This is a genomic window from Cytobacillus spartinae, from assembly GCF_042865285.1.
GTDB classification, from domain to species: domain Bacteria; phylum Bacillota; class Bacilli; order Bacillales; family Cytobacillaceae; genus Robertmurraya_A; species Robertmurraya_A spartinae.
Window position 1 is genome coordinate 139339 of sequence record NZ_JBIACK010000009.1, and the last position, 24843, is coordinate 164181.

23 protein-coding genes are annotated in these 24843 nt (G+C 37.4%); 13 read left to right on the forward strand and 10 right to left on the reverse strand.

What is annotated here, in order from left to right; translation table 11 throughout:
• Positions 1–102: 102 nt before the first annotated feature.
• Entirely contained in the window at positions 103–660 is a 558-nt protein-coding gene (locus ACFYKX_RS17480; protein WP_389362360.1) for a YufK family protein, read from the forward strand.
• A 90-nt stretch (positions 661–750) separates the two neighbouring features.
• Here ACFYKX_RS17480 and ACFYKX_RS17485 read toward each other — a convergent pair whose 3' ends face one another.
• Positions 751–2613 (reverse strand): transglycosylase domain-containing protein, encoded by a 1863-nt coding sequence (locus ACFYKX_RS17485; protein WP_389362361.1) that lies wholly within the window; start codon positions 2611–2613, stop codon positions 751–753.
• A gap of 443 nt (positions 2614–3056) precedes the next feature.
• On the opposite strand from ACFYKX_RS17485, the gene kapD reads away from it, so the two are divergent.
• Positions 3057–3680, forward strand: a complete 624-nt coding sequence (gene kapD, locus ACFYKX_RS17490) for a 3'-5' exonuclease KapD (protein WP_389362362.1) — start codon at positions 3057–3059, stop codon at positions 3678–3680.
• A gap of 57 nt (positions 3681–3737) precedes the next feature.
• Here kapD and ACFYKX_RS17495 read toward each other — a convergent pair whose 3' ends face one another.
• Positions 3738–4118 (reverse strand): kinase-associated lipoprotein B, encoded by a 381-nt coding sequence (locus tag ACFYKX_RS17495; RefSeq protein WP_389362363.1) that lies wholly within the window; start codon positions 4116–4118, stop codon positions 3738–3740.
• Between the two features lie 117 nt (positions 4119–4235).
• Here ACFYKX_RS17495 and ACFYKX_RS17500 point away from each other — a divergent pair, with 117 nt between their 5' ends.
• Both ACFYKX_RS17500 and ACFYKX_RS17505 read left to right on the forward strand, forming a co-directional pair.
• The gene (locus tag ACFYKX_RS17500) at positions 4236–4976 is read left to right on the forward strand and encodes a peptidylprolyl isomerase (protein ID WP_389362364.1); all 741 of its coding nucleotides are present in this window, start codon (positions 4236–4238) and stop codon (positions 4974–4976) included.
• A gap of 115 nt (positions 4977–5091) precedes the next feature.
• A complete protein-coding gene (locus ACFYKX_RS17505; protein ID WP_389362365.1) occupies positions 5092–5301 on the forward strand; it encodes a hypothetical protein in 210 nt (69 codons plus the stop codon).
• A gap of 1255 nt (positions 5302–6556) precedes the next feature.
• On the opposite strand, the gene ACFYKX_RS17510 is transcribed toward ACFYKX_RS17505, so the two are convergent.
• Positions 6557–7726 carry a MalY/PatB family protein gene (locus tag ACFYKX_RS17510; protein WP_389362366.1) on the reverse strand — a complete coding sequence of 390 codons (1170 nt, stop codon included), beginning with the start codon at positions 7724–7726 and terminating at the stop codon, positions 6557–6559.
• A gap of 87 nt (positions 7727–7813) precedes the next feature.
• On the opposite strand from ACFYKX_RS17510, the gene ACFYKX_RS17515 reads away from it, so the two are divergent.
• Positions 7814–8074, forward strand: coding sequence for a DUF1871 family protein (locus ACFYKX_RS17515; RefSeq protein ID WP_389362367.1), 261 nt, complete (start codon positions 7814–7816; stop codon positions 8072–8074).
• 49 nt (positions 8075–8123) lie between these two features.
• Here the strand turns inward: ACFYKX_RS17515 and ACFYKX_RS17520 are convergent, their stop codons facing one another.
• Positions 8124–8951: an alpha/beta fold hydrolase gene (locus ACFYKX_RS17520; protein ID WP_389362368.1), complete on the reverse strand. Its 828-nt coding sequence runs from the start codon at positions 8949–8951 to the stop codon at positions 8124–8126.
• Positions 8952–9178: 227 nt separating this feature from the next.
• On the opposite strand from ACFYKX_RS17520, the gene ACFYKX_RS17525 reads away from it, so the two are divergent.
• Positions 9179–9679, forward strand: a complete 501-nt coding sequence (locus ACFYKX_RS17525; RefSeq protein WP_389362369.1) for an Lrp/AsnC family transcriptional regulator — start codon at positions 9179–9181, stop codon at positions 9677–9679.
• The gene (locus ACFYKX_RS17530; protein WP_389362370.1) at positions 9679–10845 is read left to right on the forward strand and encodes an aminotransferase; all 1167 of its coding nucleotides are present in this window, start codon (positions 9679–9681) and stop codon (positions 10843–10845) included. The genes ACFYKX_RS17525 and ACFYKX_RS17530 overlap by 1 nt, the downstream gene beginning before the upstream one ends.
• Positions 10846–11052: 207 nt before the next feature.
• Here ACFYKX_RS17530 and ACFYKX_RS17535 read toward each other — a convergent pair whose 3' ends face one another.
• The 3 genes from ACFYKX_RS17535 to ACFYKX_RS17545 all read right to left on the reverse strand — a co-directional run bounded on the left by ACFYKX_RS17535 (position 11053) and on the right by ACFYKX_RS17545 (position 14049).
• A complete protein-coding gene (locus tag ACFYKX_RS17535; protein ID WP_389362371.1) occupies positions 11053–11910 on the reverse strand; it encodes a DegV family protein in 858 nt (285 codons plus the stop codon).
• A 282-nt stretch (positions 11911–12192) separates the two neighbouring features.
• The gene (locus tag ACFYKX_RS17540) at positions 12193–12567 is read right to left on the reverse strand and encodes a helix-turn-helix domain-containing protein (RefSeq protein ID WP_389362372.1); all 375 of its coding nucleotides are present in this window, start codon (positions 12565–12567) and stop codon (positions 12193–12195) included.
• A 138-nt stretch (positions 12568–12705) separates the two neighbouring features.
• Entirely contained in the window at positions 12706–14049 is a 1344-nt protein-coding gene (locus ACFYKX_RS17545; RefSeq protein WP_389362373.1) for a sodium-dependent transporter, read from the reverse strand.
• Between the two features lie 410 nt (positions 14050–14459).
• Here ACFYKX_RS17545 and yugI point away from each other — a divergent pair, with 410 nt between their 5' ends.
• Positions 14460–14852: a S1 domain-containing post-transcriptional regulator GSP13 gene (gene yugI / locus ACFYKX_RS17550; RefSeq protein WP_389362374.1), complete on the forward strand. Its 393-nt coding sequence runs from the start codon at positions 14460–14462 to the stop codon at positions 14850–14852.
• A 112-nt stretch (positions 14853–14964) separates the two neighbouring features.
• On the opposite strand, the gene ACFYKX_RS17555 is transcribed toward yugI, so the two are convergent.
• On the reverse strand, positions 14965–16374 hold the full coding sequence (locus tag ACFYKX_RS17555; RefSeq protein ID WP_389362375.1) for a sigma-54 interaction domain-containing protein: 1410 nt from the start codon (positions 16372–16374) through the stop codon (positions 14965–14967).
• Between the two features lie 225 nt (positions 16375–16599).
• Here ACFYKX_RS17555 and pruA point away from each other — a divergent pair, with 225 nt between their 5' ends.
• A complete protein-coding gene (gene pruA / locus ACFYKX_RS17560) occupies positions 16600–18147 on the forward strand; it encodes an L-glutamate gamma-semialdehyde dehydrogenase (protein WP_389362423.1) in 1548 nt (515 codons plus the stop codon).
• 220 nt (positions 18148–18367) lie between these two features.
• Positions 18368–19564 carry an ornithine--oxo-acid transaminase gene (locus tag ACFYKX_RS17565; RefSeq protein ID WP_389362376.1) on the forward strand — a complete coding sequence of 399 codons (1197 nt, stop codon included), beginning with the start codon at positions 18368–18370 and terminating at the stop codon, positions 19562–19564.
• Positions 19565–19651: 87 nt separating this feature from the next.
• On the opposite strand, the gene ACFYKX_RS17570 is transcribed toward ACFYKX_RS17565, so the two are convergent.
• Positions 19652–19885 (reverse strand): DUF378 domain-containing protein, encoded by a 234-nt coding sequence (locus ACFYKX_RS17570; RefSeq protein WP_389362377.1) that lies wholly within the window; start codon positions 19883–19885, stop codon positions 19652–19654.
• A 160-nt stretch (positions 19886–20045) separates the two neighbouring features.
• On the opposite strand from ACFYKX_RS17570, the gene ACFYKX_RS17575 reads away from it, so the two are divergent.
• The 3 genes from ACFYKX_RS17575 to ACFYKX_RS17585 all read left to right on the forward strand — a co-directional run bounded on the left by ACFYKX_RS17575 (position 20046) and on the right by ACFYKX_RS17585 (position 23571).
• The gene (locus tag ACFYKX_RS17575) at positions 20046–21209 is read left to right on the forward strand and encodes an iron-containing alcohol dehydrogenase (RefSeq protein WP_389362378.1); all 1164 of its coding nucleotides are present in this window, start codon (positions 20046–20048) and stop codon (positions 21207–21209) included.
• Positions 21210–21646: 437 nt separating this feature from the next.
• Entirely contained in the window at positions 21647–22999 is a 1353-nt protein-coding gene (locus ACFYKX_RS17580) for a glucose-6-phosphate isomerase (RefSeq protein ID WP_389362379.1), read from the forward strand.
• A 164-nt stretch (positions 23000–23163) separates the two neighbouring features.
• Positions 23164–23571, forward strand: a complete 408-nt coding sequence (locus ACFYKX_RS17585) for a YugN-like family protein (RefSeq protein WP_389362380.1) — start codon at positions 23164–23166, stop codon at positions 23569–23571.
• Between the two features lie 37 nt (positions 23572–23608).
• Here ACFYKX_RS17585 and ACFYKX_RS17590 read toward each other — a convergent pair whose 3' ends face one another.
• Positions 23609–24598, reverse strand: coding sequence for a potassium channel family protein (locus ACFYKX_RS17590; protein WP_389362381.1), 990 nt, complete (start codon positions 24596–24598; stop codon positions 23609–23611).
• Positions 24599–24843: the final 245 nt, after the last annotated feature.

The window sequence follows — 24843 nt, forward strand, 5'->3', positions numbered from 1 at the left end:
TTCTCTCATAATTAAGCTTGCTTGATTGCTAAGTTCATAAAATGATTATGATTATTAGCACGAATTTTGTGAAATTCATTAAGTTATACATTGGAGATTGGTATGAAAAATACATACTTAACAAGCTATTTTCCGCTTCTAGCGATTATTTTGTTTAGCTTATCCCTATCTATTAAAGTAGAAATGCTATTGTTAGAGTTTTTAAAGAAAACTGGAATTTATGAGGGGATGAAGGAGTTCTTTTCAGACGGCGGAATCAAACTTTCGCTTTTGCTTCTGCTTCTCATTATGTTTTTTATGGTTTTTGCTGCGTTAAAACTAATAGCAAATACGATTAATGAACTAGCTCTTCTGTTTTTTTCAAAGGATTCAGAAGGTGATAGCTTGAAGAAAATTAGGTCAGGTTCTGTCATTTACTTTGTAGGGGGAGCATTATCCTTATTGAGCATGAATCATTTCATTGGTATTGGGGCCATTTTTATAACGGCAACGGTCATTTATTTTATTTACTTTGTCTATAAGGTAAGTTCAGATCTGACCATGGTTGGAATTATTGGGTTAATCTTCTTTCAAGTAGTCATATGGTCGACTCTGCTTATAGGTGTGATTTATATAAGCATTAAAGTGTATAACAGTATTATGGCTAGCTTACCTATTTAGTTCTGAATGATAGTTATTAAACTCAGTTTTTGATCCGTAGATACACCATAACGAAATGAAAAAAGGATGACTTGTTTGTCATCCTTATTACTAATCCATGCTAGAAACGATACTTCTCCAAATGTGAAGTTGTGGAGTTGCGGATTCAATTGACTTTATGTTGCTAGGCTTATCTTTGCCGACCCATACCCCGGCTGTAACGTCTCCATTTAAACCAATAAACCAATAGTCATGATAATCGTTGGTCGTCCCAGTTTTCCCACCTATATAAGAAGTATTATAATAAGCATTTCTAGCTGTTCCCGAACGAACCGTTTTATTCAAGAGTATCCTCATTTTATCAACCGTTTCTTTACTCCAAATGGTTACAGGTTGTTCATTCCATGAGTATAATATGTCTCCATTTAAGTTCGTTACTTTTGTAATCGAACGAGGAGTTTTGTATACCCCATTATTAGCAAAAACGGTATAAGCACTTGAAAGCTCTAATGGTGTCATTCCATAGGTAAAACCACCAACTGCGGAAGGAAGAACCCAGTCACGATTAGATACTTTCGAAAAACGAAAATGAGATAAATCGGTGAAGCCTTGCTCAATTCCAATGCTGTTTAATAACCTAACTGCAGGAGTGTTGTAGGAATTGATAAATGCTTTCTCGAGCGAAACGTTTCCATAATTTCCGCCCCCATAATTTTTAGGACAATATCCACCTATACATACCGAATTAGCACTTATTCTCTCAGATAGTGAGGCGTTTGTGCGCTCAATATAAGGTGCATATACTAACAAAGGTTTAATAGATGAGCCAGGTTGTCGATACCCTTGGAAAGCTCTGTTAAAATCATACTTTTTATAATGTTTCCCACCAATTAGTGCGATAATTTGATGTTGTTTATGATCTATAACAGCAGCAGAGCCTTGGATATCTTGATAAGGTAAGTACGTTTCAATGGCCTTTTTGGCTGTAGATTGAACAGTAGGATTAAGGGCAGTGTGAATGATAATTCCTGAGCCGATCATTTCCTGGACACGCTCATCCAATTCTTTTTCTAGCTGTGAACGAGTTGGCTCGTCTAATTGTGCAATTTTTAAAGCGAACCCCTCATTTTGAGAGACAAGCTGTCTAAACTCATATTCCACATATGTTAGATAATCTGGGTACAAATCAATTCGTTTTTTTAGTGTAATGTTAATCTTCTCGTTCTTAAGACGTTCTGCTTCCTCGTGGTTAACTTGTCCTTTAACTAGCAATTGATCAATGAGTCTTTCTTGTCTTTCCTTTGTTCGATTAAAGTGATTCACGGGATCGTATAAGGAAGGGTTATTCGGAATTGATGCTAAAAAGGCTAATTGAGCTTTGGTCAAGTCAGTTGTGTTTTTTTGAAAATAAAGCTTTGAAGCAGCTTCAATCCCATAGGCCCCGTTTTGGAAATAAATCGTATTTATATAAAGCTCTAAGATTTCATCTTTAGAATACTTTCTTTCCAGTTCGTAGGCATAGAGAAGTTCACTTAGCTTACGGTTATAGGACTTCTCATGGTTTAAATACAAATTTCGTGCAAGTTGCTGTGTAATCGTACTAGCACCCTGTTCAATTTCGCTTGCCTTCAGGTTAACAGCCAGTGCTCTGCCCATAGCTGTCACATCGAAACCTAAGTGTTCATAAAAGTGCTGGTCTTCAGATGTGACGAAAAGCTCCTTTAAGAAAGCGGGAATTTTGTCCGCAGATAAATAAATCCGATTCATCGGTTTATGTATTTCAGAAATAATGGAGCCATTTTGATCCTTTACATAGCTCGTTTGTGATAGCTTTGAATCATCTAGCTTAATTCGACTGTCTAAAACATGATGAAAGCTTTGTACTTTGGAAGCTTCCGAGGATAGAAGAATAACTAATGAAACAAAAAGCGGTGCAAAAATAAAAATAATCAAGTAACCAGTAAATGTCCTCACTATTTGGTTCCATCCTTTTTGATCCTTCTTTGAAAAAGGCGTAAACTTTGTTTCCATTTAGAAACTTTAAACTGCTTTTTCTTTATTTTGGGAGAACAGATGCCACGAAACAGCATAGAATCCGTGTTTTAGACCTTATTACGAATAGCAACAATCTACGCGAAAACAGCCCTGAGATATGAAGGCATTAATCTGCCTTGCGCGACACTTCATCCTCATCATAATTGAAAAAGATCAACTAATAAAGTACTTAATAAGAAGGAATCATGGTTTGAAACACAAGTGCCAAAAAAATACAGTAATAAGACAGAAAAATTAAAAAATTTATTCGAAAATCGTGATATAATATAAGAAATATGTGAACTTTTTTAATGTTCTACTTCGGTAATGGTTTTTTAGTATATTAATAGATATAACTGTTAAAGAAAGCAGGTGAATATGAAGTGGGAGAGGATCATCAACACTTATTTATTGATTTTGAATTTACAATGCCAGAAAGGAGTGAAAGGTTTAAGGGGTTCTACCCTGAAATCATTGAAGCCGGAATTGTATCAGTCGTAAACAACCAAATATGTGAAAAATTTTCATCTTATGTTAGTCCTGTTCGTTTTCCAGTATTGTCTGATCGCTGTAAGTCTTTTTTAAACATTTCTCAAGAGCAAGTTGACTCAGGGATATCTTTTCTACAACTTCTTAATAAGCTACAGGAGTTTTCATCTAATTATCCAAAGAATACGGTGGTTACATGGGGAAACATGGACATGAAGGTTCTTAGGAAAAATTGTGATCAAGCAGGTGTACCATTTCCAATTAACGGGAAAGAAATTGATCTATCAATGGAGTATAAACGCTTTTTTGGAGATCAAAATCAAACAGGTCTTTGGAAAGCTGTACAAGAGTATGGAAAAGAAGGGACTGGAAAACACCACCGAGCTTTAGACGATGCAATGACCACCTTCAATATTTTTCGATTGGTTGAAAAGGATAAGAGGTATCTTCAAAAGCATGAGCCTACAACCATTGGTGATCGAGTAGATTTTTCTAAATTTCTAAATGAGTTCGCATAATAAGCCAAATCCAAATTAGTGATTTGGCTTATTTAAATGGTTTTTCTTTCATGCTAATTATTTAAAATAGTCTTTCTCAAGTGTTTCTAGGTTTTTAAGGCTTTTTTCTGACCAAAGTGACGAATTTTCTTTTAGTTCAGCTTTCATTTTCTCTATTGAATTCTTTAATGATTCGGTATAATCAGGAATCTCTTCATCATAGATTTTAACCATTTGTTTGGGCACATTGGTCTGCTCCCTATAAGCCAATGCACGACGCTCATGAAAGAAAGGCACCTCTGCATCTTTAGGGTTATGTAAATCACCTTGCATGGGATGCTTTAATACTGCCAACACTCTTACTAAGTAGGCTTGCGGTCGAATATCTGTAACTTCTCCTGCATACTTCCCGGTTTTATATATGGCTGTTACTTTATCTCCGATATTGATTTCGCTCATAAATTTTCTCCTTTCCAAATGACTAAAGAGTTATTAATATAATTATGACGCAAAAATTCTTAAAAACAAAGCACAATAACAGTAACATTGTGTTTATTTTATGGAGGGATTTAGAAAATGACAAAGAAAATGTATGCTTTCTTGTTGGCTATGATTCTTGTGTTGGCTGGATGTGGGACAAGCCCAGAGGAAAAAGCTAACGAGCAGGACGGAACAAACGGTTCAACTGAAGAACAAGCTGACACTGAAGGAGTCACTTATCCACAATTATCAACGGAAGTGGCAGAAAATGAGCGATTAGTGGAAATGGAAACTTCTATGGGGACTATTAAAATTAAACTATTTCCTGATCATGCACCGAAAGCAGTAGAAAATTTTATTAAACATAGTGAGAGTGGCTATTATGAAGGAATTATTTTTCACCGTGTTATTAAGGACTTTATGATTCAAGGTGGAGACCCGACTGGAACGGGAATGAGCGGAGAAAGTGCATTCGGCGAACCTTTTGAGGACGAGCCTTCCGACAAAACATTTAATTTCCGTGGTGCTTTGTCTATGGCGAATTCAGGGCCTAATACAAATGGAAGTCAATTCTTTATTGTACAAAGTAGTAGTATGGATCCAAGTTTAATTACCCAGTTAGAGCAATTAAACTACCCAAAAGAAGCTGTTGAAGAATATAAAAACGGTGGTGCTCCTTGGTTAGATGATGAGGCGAGTCCAGATCGATACCACACGGTGTTCGGGCAAGTCATTGAAGGCATGGACATAGTAGATCAAATTGCGAATGTGGAAACAGGAGAACAGGATAAACCAGTAGAAGATGTGGTTATAAAGAAGATCAACGTTTTAAAATAATTGGTATATCTTCCTTAAGGCTTGGAGTAAATAATGAATGTTGATATAATATGACAAGGCTAGGTTCGACAAGGCTTGTAATCGTGCTAAGAGCCTTACAGAAAGGAAGAAGAAAATGCTTCAGTCATATATATTAGCTATGTTCTTATATTTTCCAGAAGATAAATCTGAGTATATTCCAGCTGCCATATCATTTGCTGTATTTCTAGTTTTTGCCATCATAACGATGAGGGTGATTATCCGCGCCTCACGAAAAGAAGCTGCTAAAGCAAAGGAACTAGAAGATAAAATAATGAGAGATTTAGAAGATAAAGAGAAAAAATGACGTGCTATTTGTGCACGTTATTTTTTCTAGGGATTACTTGTTTGAAGTGGTCTTCCCTTCTGACAGGAACCCGGTGTTCGATGGTTGTAGAGTCAGAAGATGCTTGAACTTCTGACAGGAATTCGGTGTTCGAAGGTAGTTGAGTCAGAAGATGCTTGAACTTCTGACAGGGATCCGGTGTTCGAAGGTTGTAGAGTCAGAAGATGCTTGAACTTCTGACAGGAAATCGGTTTTCGTAGGTTGTAGAGTCAGAAGATGCTTGAACTTCTGACAGGAAAGCGGCATTCCCGGGTTGTAGAGTCAGAAGATGCCTGAGCTTCTGACAGGAAAGCGACTTTCGCGGGTTGTAGAGTCAGAAGATGCCTGAGCTTCTGACAGGAATCAGGTTTTCGTAGATTGTAGAGTCAGAAGATGGCTCAACTTCTGACAGGAAATCGATTTTCCCGGGTTGTAGAGTCAGAAGATGCCTGAGCTTCTGACAGGAAAGCGACTTTCGCAGGTCGTTTGAGTCAGAAGATGCATGAACTTCTGACAGGAAATCGGTTTTCGCAGGTTGTAGAGTCAGAAGATGCTTGAACTTCTGACAGAAAATCGGTTTTCGCAGGTTGTAGAGTCAGAAGCTGCTTGAACTTCTGACAGGAAATCCGTTTTCGTAGGTTGTAGAGTCAGAAGCTGCTTGAACTTCTGACAGGAATCAGGTTTTCGTAGGTTGTAGAGTCAGAAGATGGCTCAACTTCTGACAGCAATCCAGTGATCCAAGGTTCTCCAGTCTGAAGTAGCCACACCTTCGGACAATAATCCGGTTTTCCAAGGATCTCCAGTCTAAAGATGCCACACCTTCGGACAGAAATCCAGTAATCCCAGGTTCTATAGTCTGAAGATGCCACACCTTCGGACAGAAATCCAGTATTCCCAGGTTCTCCAGTCTGAAGTAGCCTCATCTTCTGACAGCAATCCAGTGTTCCAGGGTTTTCCAGTATGAAGAGGACTCACCTTCGAACAGGAATCCAGTTTTCAAAGGTTCTCCAGTCTGAAGAATTCTAAACTTTGAATAGGAATCCAGGGTTCTAGGGTTTTAGTGTCTGAAGTAGCATTAACTTCGGACAGTAATTCAGTGTTCCAAGGATCTTCAGTCTAAACCCCAAAACCCCAATTACCTCTTAAAGGAATCAGATGTCCTCCAATCAGAAATCAAACCCTACTTTTAGCTGATAAATCTTAAACTGACCTAGCCCCAATAACCGAAAAAACACCATCAAGTAAAAGCCCTCCGAAGTCGCAGCAATCCATCCATTAAATTCTCCCTGGAACAAGCAATGTTCATCCTTACATACCCTTCTCCTCCAGGACCGTACTTATTCCCAGGTTCTAGTGCTAATTTTCCCTTTTGTATCAAGCTCTCCTTAATTTTGTCATCAGTCAAAGAAAGGCTCCTGCAGTCAATCCAAAGTAGGTAAGTTCCTTCTGGTTTCATGACGGACAAGGCAGGAATATTCTCGGTTATATAGGTCGTTGCAATATTAACATTTTCATCTAGATAGGATAGCAACTCATCTAACCATTGGTGTCCAAAGCGGTAGGCAGCCTCCATGCCGATTATTCCAAAAGTGTTTAACGTGAAGAAGCCTTGTTTGCCCTGTTGAGCTTTAAATTGATCTCGTAACTCATCGCTAGGAATAATGACTGCGGATGCTTGAAGACCAGCTAGATTAAAGGTTTTACTAGGTGCAATACATGTGATGACAATGTCTTTAAATTTTTCATCAATTGAACAAAGTGGAACATGTTTATACGAACGATAAACTAAGTCTGAATGAATTTCATCCGATAGAATTAAACAATTGTATTTTAAACAGAGGTTGCCGAGCTTTCTAAGCTCATCTTCTGTCCAAACTCTTCCACCAGGATTGTGTGGGTTGCATAATAAGAATAGTTTAGCGCCATCCTTTAGCTGCTGTTCAAAAGAAATGAAATCAATTTCAAACCGATTTTCTTTGTTTATCAATTGATTATTCAATACGATTCGATCATTTTTTTCAATCATCTCAAAAAACGGGGTATAGATGGGGGATTGAAGAATAATCTTGTCACCTGGGTTTGTGTATGCCTGGATAGCAGTACTAATAGATGGGACTACTCCAGGACTATACAAAATCCAAGATAAATTCACGGTCCAGGTATGTAGATTTTCCAACCAAGCTTGAATAGATTTTCCAACAGAAGGTGGTGCAAACGTATATCCGTAAATCCCGTGATTCAGTCGCTCTTCCATTGCCTGCTTAACCTCAACAGGGGGTTGAAAATCCATGTCAGCAACCCACATTGGTAGTAAATCATCTGAACCAAATATGTCCTTCGTAAGACCCCATTTCACTGAGGCTGTTTGTGTTCGATCGATGCCTGTATAAAAATCATAGCTTGCCATCCATTTACCCTCCATTCGAATGTGTTTGAACGTTTCTATTTATATGATAAGATATGAACACCAAAAGTAAAATAAAAGGTGATTTATATGGAATTTTTAGAGATGAATATAAAGTTATTAAATGTTCTATATGAGTGGGATCCTCTAGGATATGGGGAAGATAGCTATGAAACGGAGATAGCTGATACGATTCAAGCAGTTCATCTACTCGAGTCAGAGGATAAGCTTGCTCGAAAAATCCAAAGTATATATGAGTTCTCCTTTGAAGAAATTATCCCACTACAAGAATGCTTACTGATGGCGAACGAACTTCTTGCCATTAAAAATGAAGGCTCTTGTTCGATCTAGAAATATAACAAAACTCGCTAGACCTATCAATGGTTCTAGCGAGTTTTGTTTACTCCGCGATAAACTCTCTAATATACTTTGTGGTATCTTCAGGTCGTTCCTCAGGAACAAGATGCCCGGTATCCTTGAAGACAATCAGATCGGAGTTCTTTAAATCTTTATTTAACCGCTTTCCAACGTTAAGTGGGACTACTCTATCGTGTTCACCCCAAATCAGTAAGCAAGGGGTTTCAATACTGTTTAGTTTTTCCGCCGTTAAGTCTCCTTCGCGGTCACGAATCATTCTCGTTAATGCCTTGAAAATATCGTCCTCCAAAAATGGACTTGTATAACCAAGGATCATTTCATCGTCAATCATCTTCTGATCATGGACAACCTTCTTTAAGTTGTTTAACACCCCTGAGCGAGCCAAATGATACTTTACATAAATATGAAAAAACGGAATCCGGCTTGATAATAACAGGTGTCGTTTTGAGCGCTGTAGATAGCCAGAACTACAAAGTAAAATCGCTTTATTAACCATGCTTGGATAAAGGTGAAGAATATTTAACGAAATTTGGCCCCCCATAGAATGACCGATTAAATGTACCTTTTCAAAGCCCATAATTCTGAGAAACTCAATCACGGATTTCGCAAGATTTTCGTATGAATAAGTAAAATTAAGGGATTTTCCACTTTTACCGAATGGTGGAAGGTCAATAGAAATTACATTATATTCCCTTCTTAACAGAGGAATTAATCGCCTAAAGCTAAAGGAAGACGAAAGAAACCCATGAATCAGTAGAACGGTGTCCTTAGGTTGATCATGAGGGTAGAACTCATAGTAAATGTCATTTCCATTAATCAATTTACTTCCAGTAAAAATGGTTTGTTCCATTCTAAACTTTTCACTCCCAAAAATTTGTACAAATCAAGTCCTAGTAAAATTAACTTTCCCAAATTTTAGAACTTCACACCTACAAAAAAGAGTTCTGAAAATAAGGAAAATTTTTATACTTTAAAGGGATGAACTTTGCTATAATTTGAATTAAAATTTCTTAATTCAAACTGAAAAATTCACTAAACGGTTCACATTTTTATTTTAAAAAAAGAGGTGCGGGCTATATGAAATTAACAGAAAAAGAACTGGAGCTAGTTGAAATTCTTGAAAAAAATGCTCGGATTCAGACGGAAGATTTAGCGAAGATGGTAGGATTAAGTTTACAAGAAACAGGCGAACTAATAAAGAAATTAGAAACGATGAAAGTCATCGTTCGTTATACTTCTGCTGTAAACTGGTCCAAGATAGATGGGCATGAAGGTGTTACAGCTATGATTGACGTTAAGGTTACCCCAAAAAGAGGAGTTGGTTTTGATGAAGTTGCGGAAAGAATCTATCGCTTCCCAGAGGTGAAATCGGTTTACTTAATGTCGGGAGCCTATGACCTATCTGTAATTATTGAAGGTAAATCAATGAATGAGGTAGCAAGATTTGTCTCTAACAAACTTTCAACTCTTGATTCAGTACTATCTACGACCACTCACTTTATATTAAAAAAATATAAGCATGACGGAAATATTTTTGAACAAACCGATGATGATAAAAGAATTGTGGTGTCACCGTAATGAAACAGACAAAAACATACTTGTCTAATACGGTTGAAGAATTAAAACCGTCTGGAATTCGTCGTTTTTTTGATTTGGCAGCAGGGATGGAAGGAGTTATTTCACTAGGGGTTGGAGAGCCCGATTTTGTAACCTCATGGACGATAAGAGAAGCTGCGATTTCTTCATTGGAACAAGGCTATACTTCCTACACGGCAAATGCAGGTTTAATGGAACTACGAGAAGAAATCACTTATTACTTAAATAAGAGTTTTGATGTTTCCTATTCTCCAAAAAATGAAGTAATCGTAACGGTAGGTGCGAGTCAAGCTTTAGACATAGCATTGCGGGCCATTATAAATCCAGGTGAAGAGGTTATTGTCATTGAACCTAGCTTTGTATCTTACTCACCATTAGTCACGTTGGCAGGTGGGAAAGCTGTTCCTGTTCAAACAACTAAGGATAGTGATTTTAAAGTACTACCTCATCAATTAGAGAATGCTCTGACTCCTCGTACTAAAGCAATTATGCTCTGCTCACCCAATAATCCGACTGGCTCCATGCTTTCGGAAAGTGAGCTAAGAGAAATCGCTAAAATAGCGATAAAATATGACTTACTGATCTTGTCTGATGAAATCTATGCGGAGCTTTCCTATGATGAGGGTTATGTTAGCCTTTCATCCATTGAAGGGATGAGAGAACGAACTATTTTAATTTCAGGCTTTTCTAAAGGATTTGCGATGACCGGATGGAGACTAGGATTCGTATGTGCTCCTGAAGAAATTGCGCAGGCCATGTTAAAAATTCATCAATACTCGATGATGTGCGCTCCAACCATGGCACAGTTTGCTGCGCTTGAAGCATTGAAAAGTGGAAAAGAAGATGTTTTGGAAATGAAGAAAAGCTATCGCCGACGTAGAAATTACTTTGTCCAATCTTTAAATGAAATCGGGTTAGAGTGCCATATTCCAGGAGGAGCCTTCTATGCATTTCCCTCCATTAAAAGCACGGGGTTAACATCAGAACAATTTGCAGAAAAATTACTGCTTGAAGAAAAGGTAGCAGTCGTTCCTGGGAATGTTTTTGGGGAGAGTGGAGAGGGACATATCAGATGTTCATACGCATCTTCCATGGAGCAACTCCAAGAATCCGTAAAAAGAATTAAAAGATTTGTAGAAAAATTGTAAAAGCAAGCGAAGCTGTATTTTCGCTTGCTTTTATAGTAATTTCAACCCGTGTAAATAAAAGAAGAATAAATTAGAAAACAAAAAAAGGGACAACCTATTAGGATGTCCACTTTAAAAAGGGGGGAATACTAGAAAGCTTATACTAAAATATTCCCCATTTTTTATATTTTATATACATTAAATGAATCTTTTTTTAAAAAAAACGATCTATTCTTTTTCAACCCAAGCAAGCGTGATGGTTCCAACCCCGGTATGCACGCCTGCAACAGGAATCAAAGGTAAAACATCGATTTTAAGATCGTTATATTCGTCTTTAATTTTTTGAAGAAGATTTTCTATTGAATTCCTTTCCCCGGCGTACATTAAACCAATATTGTCGTAGATTCCATTCCTATAAGCATCGGCCAGTCTTGATAATAACGCTGCCTCTGCTTTTTTCATCGTTCTGATTTTCTCAACGATTTGGACTTTTCCTTCTTTAAAAGCAAGAAGTGGTTTAATTTGAAGAAGATTTCCTAGTATAGAACCAAAGTTAGATACTCTTCCACTTTTTCGTAGCTGTTCTAAATTAGCTGGTATCAAAATTAGTCGGCATTTTTCACGAAGAGCGTGTAGCTTGTCTACAATTTCTGTAGGAGAAAACCCTTCTTTATATAATCGAATTCCTTCTTTAACCATAAATTTAAGTGGAAACGAACCTATCCAGGAGTCCACTGAATGTACAGGAAAATCAACCATTTCTGCTGCTTGAATGGATGTTGAGTATGTACCTGAGAGCTCTCCTGAAACATGAATGATGATCGCTTCATCATAATTTTCCTTAAGTGATTGATACAGATTAATGAAATCTCCTAATGCAGGCTGTGAACTTGTAATAGGTTCATTTGTTTGGCTCATTCTTTCATAAAACTGTTCCTGTGTAATATCAATCCCCTCTTTAAAAGTCTCATTACCGAAGTTGACGTAAAGAGGAATAACATGTATATGATTTTCTTTCAGCCATTGTTCATCTTGCTCTAAAAAACTAGCAGTTGAATCCGTTACCCAAGCAATTCTTTTTGTCATGTTTCTGTTGCCTCCATCTATGTAGGTGATTCTGTGCACTTTCCTCAATCATCGAATTAAAGTGTTAGTGTGACTTAAAAGCCACAACCCACTTTAGTTGGTACCTAATGAAAAAAGTCCTTCAATATTTCTAATATACCATTGTGAAAAGTGATGTAAACCATTTTCTTTTGGCTGTATTTTTTCATTAAACCTATGTTTAAGATACTTAAACTTTAAGACAAAAATAAAAGCGAGGATTCCCTCGCAGTTAGCGTCGATTCTCTTCCAATCCGATGTTTATCACTCAGAATGGGAGGAATTATTATATTTTATATCATATAACATTTGCATAACTCTTAAGAAGTCATCTTCACTAAATTCCTTTGCTTTGCGCAATATTAATTTAGCTTTTTTTGTACCGATTTCTTGTACAAGTTGCTCAATTTCATAATCAATCCCTACATGGTTTGTTTGATGTTCTTCTTCAAGTAACTCTGAAGCTGGGATATCCAAGACGGTAGAAAGCTTTAAGATCGTTTGCATATCGGGTATTTGATCACCGTTTTCATACTTTTCAATAGTTCCTGTTCCAACGCGAACCTTTAATGCAAGCTCTTGTTGTGACATGTTTCTTCTTTCACGGCAAACTTTTAGGTTTTGACCGATCGCTGACATGGCTCATCATCCTTTCTGAACACATATTCTATTATTATTTTATCATGTTGCCATTATTTTTATTGTTTCGTTTCGTGAACTTTTCGTGTACATCAAAAAGATAGGCTTGTACTCTGAAGGCTTAGAAGGCTCTTCGTACTACAGAATCCCAATTGTGTTTAAAAAGACTAGTAGGATGCCAATAGGGACGATAAAGCGAATAGAAAAATACCATACATCGAATAGCCGCCCTATACCATTTGTACCTAACTCAAGTTCCTGTTTTACTAGCCTTCTTGGTAGCCTAAACCCGACAAATAACGATATGAGTAAAGCACCTAACGGTAGGCTGATATTACTTGTCAAATAGTCTGCTGCATCAAAAAACGTTTTACCAAAAATTAAAAAGTCAGAAAGGATCCCGAAAGACAAAGCACTCGGAATGCCTAAAAGGAAAATCAAGATCCCTGCAATCCAAGCAGCTGGCTTTCTTTTATATTTATGGTCCTTTGCTACAACAGCTACAATAATCTCTAAAATGGAGAACGCTGATGTTAGTGTTGCAAATAGAAGGAGGATTAAGAAAATAATTAAAAAGATGCCGCCAAACGCGAGCTCATTAAAAACGGCAGGAAGCACAACGAATACTAATCCAGGGCCTGCTCCTGGCTCAAAACCTAATGCGAATACAGCTGGAAAAATCACTAACCCTGCTAACAGTGAGATTAGAATGTTTAGTCCTACTACGGAAAAAGCAGATTTTACTAAGCTTTCCTTTTTTGATAAGTAAGAAGAATATGTAACCATGACAGAGATCCCAACACTAAGTGCAAAGAAAGACTGACCAAGTGCAAGTAAGAACGTATTAGGAGTTACCATACTTAAATCTGGTTTTAATAAGAATTCAACTCCTGCCCAAGCTCCTTCCAGTGTTAAGGAGCGCATGACTAGCACGATAAAGAGAATAAATAGGGCAGGCATCATGTACTTGCTTGCTCGTTCTATCCCCTTTTGGACTCCACCCTGTACGACCAAAATGGTCATTAGCATGAATATGAACTGAGCAATTACCGCTTCATAAGGATTTCCAATCGTATTTACAAAAAGAGCACCATACTCTTCATGTGAGAGTCCTGACATTACACCAGTAAAACTTCTCCATAAGTAGGAGAGAATCCAACCTCCTACCACACTGTAGAACGATAAAATAATAAATGAAACGATGACCCCAAAATGACCTAGTATATACCATCCTGTTTTAGGCGCTAATACTCTATAAGCAGTTACTGCATCTTTTTGTGATTTACGACCAATAATGAATTCGGAAATTAAAATAGGGGCTCCAATAAATAATGTCATTAGTAAAAAAATGATAAAGAAGATTCCACCCCCATTAGTTCCAGCTACATAAGGGAATTTCCATATGGCTCCCAACCCAATTGCGGAACCAGCAGCGGCTAATATAAAGCCGAGTTTAGAGGTCCATTGTTCATGACTGTTCATCCTGCTCACTCCTTTTTCATAAATTGAGGCTAAATAAAGTAAAATAAATATCGATATATTAAATCAGTTTTACACTTTGGTGAAAGGTTGTTAAGATTAGTTGTTCACACTCGCTTGCAGTTGAAATTTCATATTACTATGATTTGGCATAAAAGTGTAGATTTATGTCACTCTCCTTATTAAAAAGGGATGATTAATAAATCATGTTCATTTTGAGCTTTTGTAAAAATGTTCAGTTTGTGGTATAATCTTTAATTGCGTATAAAGTGAATCTTTCTTGGTAGATATAATCTTACGGATAGGGCTTTTATTTTAAGATTTTACCAAGGAAACGAACTCTTCGGACAAAGTACGGGTCAGCAGAGTTAGATATAAAAAGTATAAATAAATTTACATTTAGGAGTGTTTACATGACAGAAAAGATCGAAGTAGGCAGTGTAATTAATGGTAAAGTAACGGGGATTCAACCTTATGGAGCGTTTGTATCTTTAGATGAGAATACACAAGGACTTGTCCACATTTCAGAAATTACGCACGGATTTGTTAAAGATATCAACGAGCACCTTAAAGTAGGTGACGAAGTAAAGGTTAAGGTTCTTTCAGTTGATGAGGGAGCTGGAAAAATCGGTCTTTCTATTCGTGCAACAGAAGAAGCTCCTGTTCAAACAGAAGCACCTAAAGCAAAAAAGCCTCGTAGACGTCAAGCTGCTGCAGCAGTTCAACAAGACACAAATGAAACACCACAAGGCTTCAACACCCTTAAGGACAAACTTCAAGAGTGGATTGAGCAATCACAAAGATAATTTGAGCGGCAATCTAAACCGGGGACAATATCCTCGGTTTTTTCTTTTTGAGCTGAACTAGCCCATAATTGACAGGAATCACCTAAGAATTACGGGGAAGTTCAGCACACCTTTAGCTTTTTGAAATCTCATATTTCTTTAATCGATATTGTAGGTTCTGGCGACTCATTCCAAGTGCTTTCGCTGATTTCGTAATATTGTAATCGTGATGCTGTAGAACTTTTTTTAAATAATACGTTTCTGCTTCCTCCATATACTGTTCGAGTGGTTTGATATCTTTTCCTTTTTGGATAAGCAGGTCGTTAGCTTTACTGGTGGCCTCATTTTTAAATTGGCGCTTATTTCGATATTGGATAGGAAGGTGAGAGTATTGCAGCGTATCTTCTTGGTCCATTAAATTCATGGCCCCTTCGATAATATGCTCTAGTTCACGAACGTTCCCGGGCCAATCATACTGCATGAACATCTCTAAAATATCCTCGTCTATCTCAGAGACATTCATACCGAATAAATGATTGTATTTATCTATAAAAAATTGGACTAAAGAGCGAATGTCTATCCTTCTGTCCCTTAGAGGTGGGATGAAAAGTGAAACAACTCCTAGACGGTAATATAAATCTTTTCGCAGTCTCCCTTCTGAAATTGCATCAATTGGATCCTCATTGATGGTTGCAATAATACGGACATCAATTGAACGATCTTTTGTGTCTCCGACTCGTCTAACGGTCTTTTCCTGAATAGCTCTAAGCAGTTTTGCTTGTAAAGCTGGGTTAAGAGAGTTGATTTCATCAAGAAGTAAAGTGCCCCCATGTGCTTGCTCAAAAAGACCAGGTCTTTCGACAGATCCAGTAAAAGCTCCCTTTTTAGTTCCAAAAAGAAGCCCCTCAATTAAACTATCAGGTAATGCAGCACAGTTTTGGGAAATGAACGGCATAGCAGATCGATTACTTCCGTTGTGTATACTCTGTGCAAAAAGCTCTTTTCCTGTTCCCGTCTCCCCAATAATCAGTACGGAAGAACTTGTGCGAGTAGCTCTTTTGCTTGCTTCTACAACCTCTCTAATCTCTTCACTTAGTCCGATAATGCTATCAAAGGTATATTTCGTGTCACCCTTATTCAAGATATTTTCCCTAATAATTTTTTCTAGCTTCGTAACGTCACGAGCAATTTCAACTGCACCAACACGCGTGCCATCCTCATCTATAGGGAAAGTATTATTGATTGTTGTAATTTCTTGTCTTTTATTATTGAAATAAGTTTGTTTTGCATTGTTAATTCTGATTCCTTTATGAAGGGATTGGAGTAGAGTACTATCCTCATTCTTATGAAAAGAAAAGACATCTAGAAGATTTTTATCTAGTACATCCTCAATATTCATCCCTTCAATGGTACGCATCTTTTTATTGTAGATCATAGTTTTTCCATCTGAATTTATAACGTGAACACCAACGTCTATTTCATCCAATATCTTTTGATAAATACGATTCTTTAGTTGGACTTCTTCCAACAATTTTTTATTCATTGTTGTAAAGCTCCTTTTTTGCATGATTAACTATATTTTAAAGGCGAAAGATTAGTTGGTGCAATAAAATTTTGCGTTAGATAGTTAGGAATTGAAATAAAGTGCAAACTATATTTGCATTTGTATGAAGCATTATGTACATAATCATGCTTTTAATGTTGGCATAGATTTTGCATTATAAATAAAGAGGAATACATTTAAATTTGATTTTAGGGGGATTAAATGATGGTACAACCATATAAACATGAGCCATTTACAGATTTCACGAACGAAAAAGAGCGTGAAGGTTATCTACTAGGGTTAAAAACAGTTGAAGGGTACTTAGGTCAAGATTATGACCTATTAATTGGTGGAGAGCGCATTTCGACTGAAGATAAAATTGTTTCAGTTAATCCATCTAATAAAGAAGAAGTGATCGGTCGTGTATCAAAAGCAAACCGTGACCTTGCTGAGAAAGCAATGCAATCAGCAGTTGAGGCATTCAAAACTTGGAAGAAAGTGAAGCCGGAAACTCGTGCAGATGTCCTTTTCAAAGCAGCAGCAATCATCCGTCGCCGTAAACATGAGTTCTCTGCTCTTTTAACTAAAGAAGCGGGTAAGCCTTGGAAAGAAGCGGATGCGGATACAGCAGAAGCAATCGACTTTTTAGAATTTTATGCTCGTCAAATGCTAGCAATTAAAGATGGCGTTCCAGTAAACAGCCGTCCTAACGAGTTCAATCGTTATGATTACATTCCTTTAGGAGTAGGCGTAATTATCTCTCCTTGGAATTTCCCACTTGCCATCATGGCTGGTACAACAGTAGCAGCAATCGTATCAGGTAACACAGTACTATTAAAGCCTGCTTCTACTACTCCAATCGTTGCAGCGAAGTTTGTTGAGGTTATGGAAGAAGCAGGTCTTCCTGCAGGCGTACTTAACTTCGTACCAGGAAGCGGTGCAGAAGTTGGGGACTACTTAGTAGACCACAAAGATACACGATTCATCTCATTCACAGGTTCTCGTGATGTTGGTTTACGTATTTTTGAACGTGCTTCAAAACTTAACGAGGGTCAAATCTGGCTAAAACGTGTAATCGCTGAAATGGGCGGAAAAGATACAATCGTTGTAGATAACGATGCAGATCTTGAATTAGCAGCACAATCGATTGTGGCTGGTGCGTTCGGATTCTCTGGACAAAAATGTTCAGCTTGTTCACGTGCGGTAATCGTAGAAGACGTATACGATCAAGTGTTAAATCGTGTCGTTGAATTAACGAATGAATTAACATTAGGAAACCCTGAAGAGCAGAGCACATTCATGGGTCCTGTTATTGATCAAAGCGCATTCGATAAAATTATGAGCTATGTAGAAATCGGGAAACAAGAAGGTAAATTAATGACAGGTGGAGAAGGGGACAGCTCTAAAGGCTTCTTCATTAAGCCGACTGTATTTGCAGACCTTCAACCTAACGACCGCTTAATGCAAGAAGAAATCTTCGGACCAGTTGTTGGATTCACTAAGGCTAAAAACTTCACTGAAGCGATTGAAATTGCAAACAACACGGAGTACGGTTTAACTGGTGCGGTTATTACAAGAAATCGTGCGCACATCGAGCAAGCTCGTGAAGATTTCCACGTTGGAAACTTATACTTCAACCGTAGCTGTACAGGTGCAATCGTAGGTTACCAACCATTTGGTGGATTCAACATGTCAGGAACAGACTCTAAAGCAGGTGGACCAGACTATTTACTACTTCACATGCAAGCTAAGACAACTTCTGAAATGTATTAATATAGTTAGTTAGGTGTTAAGGGAGTTCTCAGCAATAAAAAAAAATTAGTGCAAATATATTCTAAAGAAACGCAAATAAATCACAGAGAAACGCAAATAAATCACAAAGAAACGCAAATAAACCACAAAGAATCGCAAATTAAATCAGAAAACCGCTAACAAAGAACAAACGAACGCAAATAATTCCGTAAAACTGTTTTAAAGTTAATGGAATGGAGGAATGAAAGTGACAAAAACAAATACAATTATTGAGCAAACTGAAAAATATGGTGCAAACAACTATCATCCACTACCAATCGTAATTTCAAAAGCAGAAGGTGTGTGGGTAGAAGATCCTGAAGGCAATAAGTATATGGATATGTTAAGTGCTTATTCGGCTGTTAACCAAGGCCACAGACATCCGAAAATCATTCAAGCACTAAAAGACCAAGCGGACCGTGTAACATTAACATCTCGTGCTTTCCATAATGACCAACTTGGACCTTGGTATGAGCTAATCTGTAAGTTAACAGGAAAAGATATGGCACTTCCAATGAATACGGGTGCAGAAGCTGTTGAAACGGCAGTTAAGACTGCTCGTCGTTGGGCTTATGATGTGAAAGGGGTAGCTGACAATCAAGCGGAAATTATCGCGTGTGTAGGTAACTTCCATGGCCGTACGATGACAGCTGTGTCTTTATCATCTGAAGATGAATACAAGCGTGGGTTTGGTCCAATGCTACCAGGAATCAAGCTAATTCCTTATGGAGATTTAGAAGCACTTAAAGCGGCTATTACTCCTAATACAGCAGCATTCTTAATTGAACCGATCCAAGGGGAAGCTGGAATTGTAATTCCTCCACAAGGTTTCATGAAGCAAGCATACGAAGTTTGTAAAGAAAACAATGTATTATTCATTGCTGATGAAATTCAAGCGGGTCTTGCTCGTTCTGGAAAAATGTTTGCTTGTGAGTGGGAAGATGTAAATCCTGACATGTATATTCTAGGTAAAGCACTTGGTGGTGGCGTATTCCCAATCTCTTGTGTTGTTGCTGACAAAGATGTACTTGGCGTTTTTAACCCTGGTTCACATGGTTCTACGTTTGGTGGAAACCCGATGGCTTGTGCTGTTTCCGTAGCATCACTTAATGTACTTGTAGAAGAAAAGCTTGCTGAACGTTCACTTAAGTTAGGTGAATACTTTGCAAGTAAATTAAAAGAAATTAACAACCCAATCATTAAAGAAGTCCGTGGTCGCGGTCTATTTATTGGGGTTGAATTAACAGAACCAGCTCGTAAATATTGCGAACAACTAAAAGAAGAAGGCTTACTATGTAAAGAAACTCATGATACAGTTATTCGTTTTGCTCCTCCACTTGTGATAAGTGAAGAAGACTTAGACTGGGCAATTGACCGTATTAAGAAGGTACTAAGCTAATCTTTTTAATCATAATTTGAAAAGAGTTGCAGTTATAAACAATAAAAATCCTTGCACTAGCTAGTGCAAGGATTTTTTGCGTCTCTATTATCTTGTCGGTCTTGCTTCTGGTTCTCTTTCTCTTTCCTCACTTGGTGCGAAAAGAAGTCCTAGATTGATTAAACCTGCGATACCTACTAATCCATAAATGATGCGTGATAGTGCTGAATCTTGTCCACCAAAGATTGCTGCTACTAGGTCGAATTGGAAGAATCCAATTAAGCCCCAGTTGATGGCACCAATAATAGTAAGAACTAGTGCTATACGTTGAATTGTGCTCATGATGTATCCTCCTTATTATATGGATTCGTTTTTATGTTGACCAAAGCTTTACAGATTATACGTCTAAAAAATCAACTAATAGTTAATTTTTTTTAAGTCCAATTTTTTGCAAAAGTGATTTGATTAGAACATAATAAAGATGAAAAGGAGGATGATTTCATTGCAAAACTTTACATACTGGAACCCAACAAAATTAATTTTTGGAAAAGGACAGCTAGAGCAACTGAAGAATGAAGTGCCTCAATACGGAAAGAAAGTACTACTTGTATATGGAGGCGGAAGCATCAAGCGTAATGGCCTTTATGACAATGTCATTAGCCTATTAACTGAAATTGGTGCTGAAGTATTTGAATTGCCTGGAGTAGAACCGAATCCACGTCTCTCTACAGCTCGAAAAGGGGTTGAAATTTGTAAAGAGAATGGAGTTGAACTTATACTAGCAGTTGGTGGAGGCAGTGTAATTGACTGCACAAAACTAATCGCCGCAGGTGCTAAGTACGATGGTGATCCTTGGGATCTAGTTACCAAAAAAGCATTTGCAAAAGAAGCATTGCCATTTGGAACCGTTTTAACGCTTGCTGCAACTGGCTCTGAAATGAATGCTGGCTCTGTTATTACCAATTGGGAAACAAAAGAGAAGTATGGATGGGGTAGCCCGGTAACATTCCCTAAATTCTCTATTCTCGATCCTGTTAATACTTTCACAGTACCTAGAGATCAAACGGTTTATGGAATCGTGGATATGATGTCTCATGTGTTTGAGCATTACTTCCATCTCGAAGAAAATACATTACTTCAAGACCGCATGTGTGAATCACTACTTACAACAGTGATGGAGACGGCACCTAAGCTTTTAGAAGACCTTGAAAATTTCGAACATCGTGCGACCATTCTTTATAATGGGACAATGGCTTTGAATGGGATGCTTTCAATGGGCTACAGAGGAGATTGGGCAACACATAATATTGAGCATGCCGTTTCAGCGGTCTACGATATCCCTCATGGCGGAGGATTAGCAATCCTTTTCCCTAATTGGATGAAACATAATTTAAGTGTGAATCCACAGCGCTTTAAACAGTTAGCAGTAAGAGTATTTGGCGTGGATCCTGAAGGGAAAACAGACGAAGAGGCTGGACTTGAAGGCATTGAGAAGTTACGTGAGTTCTGGAACAGCATTGGTGCTCCATCTCGCCTAGCAGATTATGAAATCGACGATAGTCAGCTTGAACTAATGGCGGATAAAGCAATGGTTAATGGCGAGTTCGGTAACTTTAAAAAGTTAAAGCATGATGATGTTTTAGCGATTTATAGAGCATCACTTTAATAAACGCAAGCGTGTAAACTTATCCTGAGTTTACACGCTTTTTTTTGTTCATTGCTAGTAATCAAGTAGGTATCCTTCTGTGGAGGGAGGTGCAGAAGAACACGAATCTTATAATTATATGGCATAAAAATAAGGCACTATATAATATAATTAAGAGTTTGCAAAAACAAATACTTCTCTTTGGAAAGGATTCTTTTTTCGTGCGTTGGTTAGAATAAAATAGGGTATGAAAGTATTAAAGAGCTTTGAAAAACATAAGTAAAAAATATGTCATAATTGGACACGCTTACATTACATGACATTTCTTGATTACTGTAAGCGCATTGGGTAAAGTGATAGGGGAGGTATTTAGCTTAAGGGTTTTTGTCAAAAACTTACGTAGAATGCATCTCCTTTTAAATACAACTTTAAACAAAAAATATAATGGAGGCCCATACATGACACATGTTCGCTTTGATTACTCGAAAGCACTAAGTTTTTTCGGAGAGCAGGAAGTTACATACTTACGTGATTTTGTTAAGGTTGCTCATCATTCATTACATGAACAAACAGGAGCTGGTAGCGACTTTTTAGGATGGATTGACCTACCGGTTGATTATGATAAAGAAGAGTTTTCACGTATTCAAAAGTCGGCTGAAAAAATTAAAAATGATTCAGACGTTCTCTTAGTTATTGGGATCGGTGGATCTTACCTTGGTGCACGTGCTGCTTTAGAAATGTTACAACATAGCTTTTATAACGCTCTTTCGAAAGATAAGCGTAAAACTCCACAAATTCTTTTTGTTGGTAACAACATTAGTTCTACATACATAAATGACGTTATGGATTTATTAGAAGGAAAAGATTTCTCCATTAACGTTATTTCCAAATCTGGAACTACAACTGAACCAGCGATCGCATTCCGTATTTTCCGAAAAATTCTAGAAGAGAAATATGGAGTGGAAGAAGCGCGCAAACGTATTTTTGCTACAACAGATAAGGAAAGAGGCGCTTTAAAAACGCTAGCAACTGAGGAAGGGTATGAATCTTTTGTTATCCCTGATGATGTTGGAGGGCGATACTCAGTATTAACAGCTGTAGGGCTTTTACCAATTGCTGTGAGTGGAGCAAATATTGACGAAATGATGAAAGGCGCTGCACAAGCGAGAGAAGATTTCTCAAGCTCAGAGTTAGAAGAGAATCTAGCTTACCAATATGCTGCAGTACGTAATGTCCTTTATAACAAAGGGAAAACAATTGAAATGCTTATCAATTATGAGCCAGGATTACAATACTTCTCTGAATGGTGGAAGCAGTTATTTGGTGAAAGCGAAGGGAAAGATCAAAAAGGAATTTTTCCTTCATCTGCCAACTTCTCTACAGACCTACATTCATTAGGGCAATATGTCCAAGAAGGTCGTCGTGACTTATTTGAAACCATTATTAAGGTTGAAAAAGCACGTCATGAATTAACGATTGAAGAAGCAGATAATGATTTAGATGGATTAAATTATCTAGCTGGAAAATCTGTAGATTTTGTCAATAATAAAGCGTTTGAAGGAACCATGCTTGCTCACACGGATGGTGGGGTGCCAAATTTAATCGTAACGGTTCCTGCACTCGATGAATATACATTTGGATATTTAGTCTATTTCTTTGAGAAAGCATGTGCAATGAGCGGCTATTTACTAGGAGTGAATCCATTTGATCAACCTGGAGTTGAGGCATATAAAGTAAATATGTTTGCCCTTCTAGGAAAACCAGGCTTCGAAGAGAAAAAAGCAGAACTGGAGAAACGCTTAAACTCATAAAATTAGCAAAAAAAGAGTGTTAGTCAACTTGTGACTAACACTTTTTTTTTCGGAGAAACTAAAACAAAGACAAGTGAAATCGGCTATGGAATAGATTTTGAAAAAGCTTTAACAAGTAATAGAAGCTAGCCGTTTTACTAGTAAATCTTGAAAGGGGTATTGATATGATTGAGATACCTTCTAAAGTTGAAGGAAAACATTTTGATTTATATAAGCTAGAGCAGCTATTGAAACCGTTAGGATATACCATAGGGGGAAACTGGGAATACGATCACGGATCGTTTGATTATAAAATAGATGATGAAGTAGGGTATCAATTTCTTCGTGTACCGTTCCATGCTATTGATGGGCAGTTAGATTCTAACGGGTGTACTGTAGCTATGGATAGACCCTTTTTATTATCCCATAAATACCAAAGAGGCTTAGATGACCATGCATTTACATGGAATCGTTCAGCATCTTTTAATCAGTTCTCAGAGCCAGTGGATAAAGATGCGAGCTTCCCCGAGAAATATGTAGATTTAGGGAAGTCACTTGTTTCCGAATTAGAGGCAACTTTGCTTAACGAATAAGGCTTTTAGAGTTTTGGGTTCCTTGTACCTAATTCATTTAGTCTGAGATAATAAACAATTCATCACTGTCTTCAATAACAGTGTGTTGAGGAGGATTCACAATTGTGTTTTCTCCTCTTTTAATGCCAATTAAAAGCTTGTGTTCATTTAAAAGATCGGTACAAATCTCTTGAAACGTCCTTCCTGCATATTCTCCAGTTGCTGTGAATTTCAATCTACTACCATTTATTTCATCTAGCAGATGAATAAACGAATTCACAATCCCTTCAGTTTTAAAGCTGTTCACCATGATGTAGCTCGACATGATATTAGATTGGAGAATTTCATCCGCTCCGGCACGTTTTGCGTTTGCCACTTGTTCAGCGGTTAAAATTTCAACTATACAATATACCTGGCTATTGATTCCTTTTATGGCTAGCAACGTTAATATTGAATGCATATCGGCATGTAGTTCATCTTTATTTTGATCTGCGGTAATCAATACTTTCTCAGCGTGAGGAATATTAGCCTTTATCAGAACTTCATCTTGATTAGACCTTCCTTTAATAAAGTGCACATGGTGGTCTGAAAACGGGTTACTTTCAAGTGTTTGATCAATTAAAACAATTGTATGGGTCCGATCGCTATGTAATAGAGAACTAATAACTTCCCGTGACCGCTCATTCCAACCTACTACAATAAAATGATTCTTTCCTTTAAACATTAGTTTCCCCTCTAAGTACTCATTCTGTTTAGTTACAGCTGAAGTAGCAAGAGTGATGAAGTAGGTTGAAACAAACCCAGCTCCTACTAGAATGAGAGTAATTCCAATAATCTTTCCTAGAACTGTTTGTGGAACAAAATCTCCATATCCAACGGTGGATGCGGTGATAATTGCCCACCATATTCCCTCGAATAAAGTTGGAAAAGTACTTGGTTCAATAAGATAGACGATGGTTCCAAACGAGAAAATAATCAACAAAGCAATAATTAACGTTCGAATGATAAGTGGGAGTCTTAAAAAGCTAGAGTATAAATCGTTTGACAAACCTTTCACCTCAAGGTTCTAAATGTCAACATTATTGACTAAAACAAAAAACTATAAACTAATCTTTTGTATCCCCATTCTTAAAAGAGTATCCATTTTTTAGTATGCTTCTAGTGAGGCAAGAGATTGATAATCAAACTCATAAACGAAAAAAAGTGTACGAAACTTCCGACTCGTACACTTTTATATTAGGGTGTTTTCGCATAGATTGTTGCTATTTTGAATTAGTTCTTCATCATTACTTA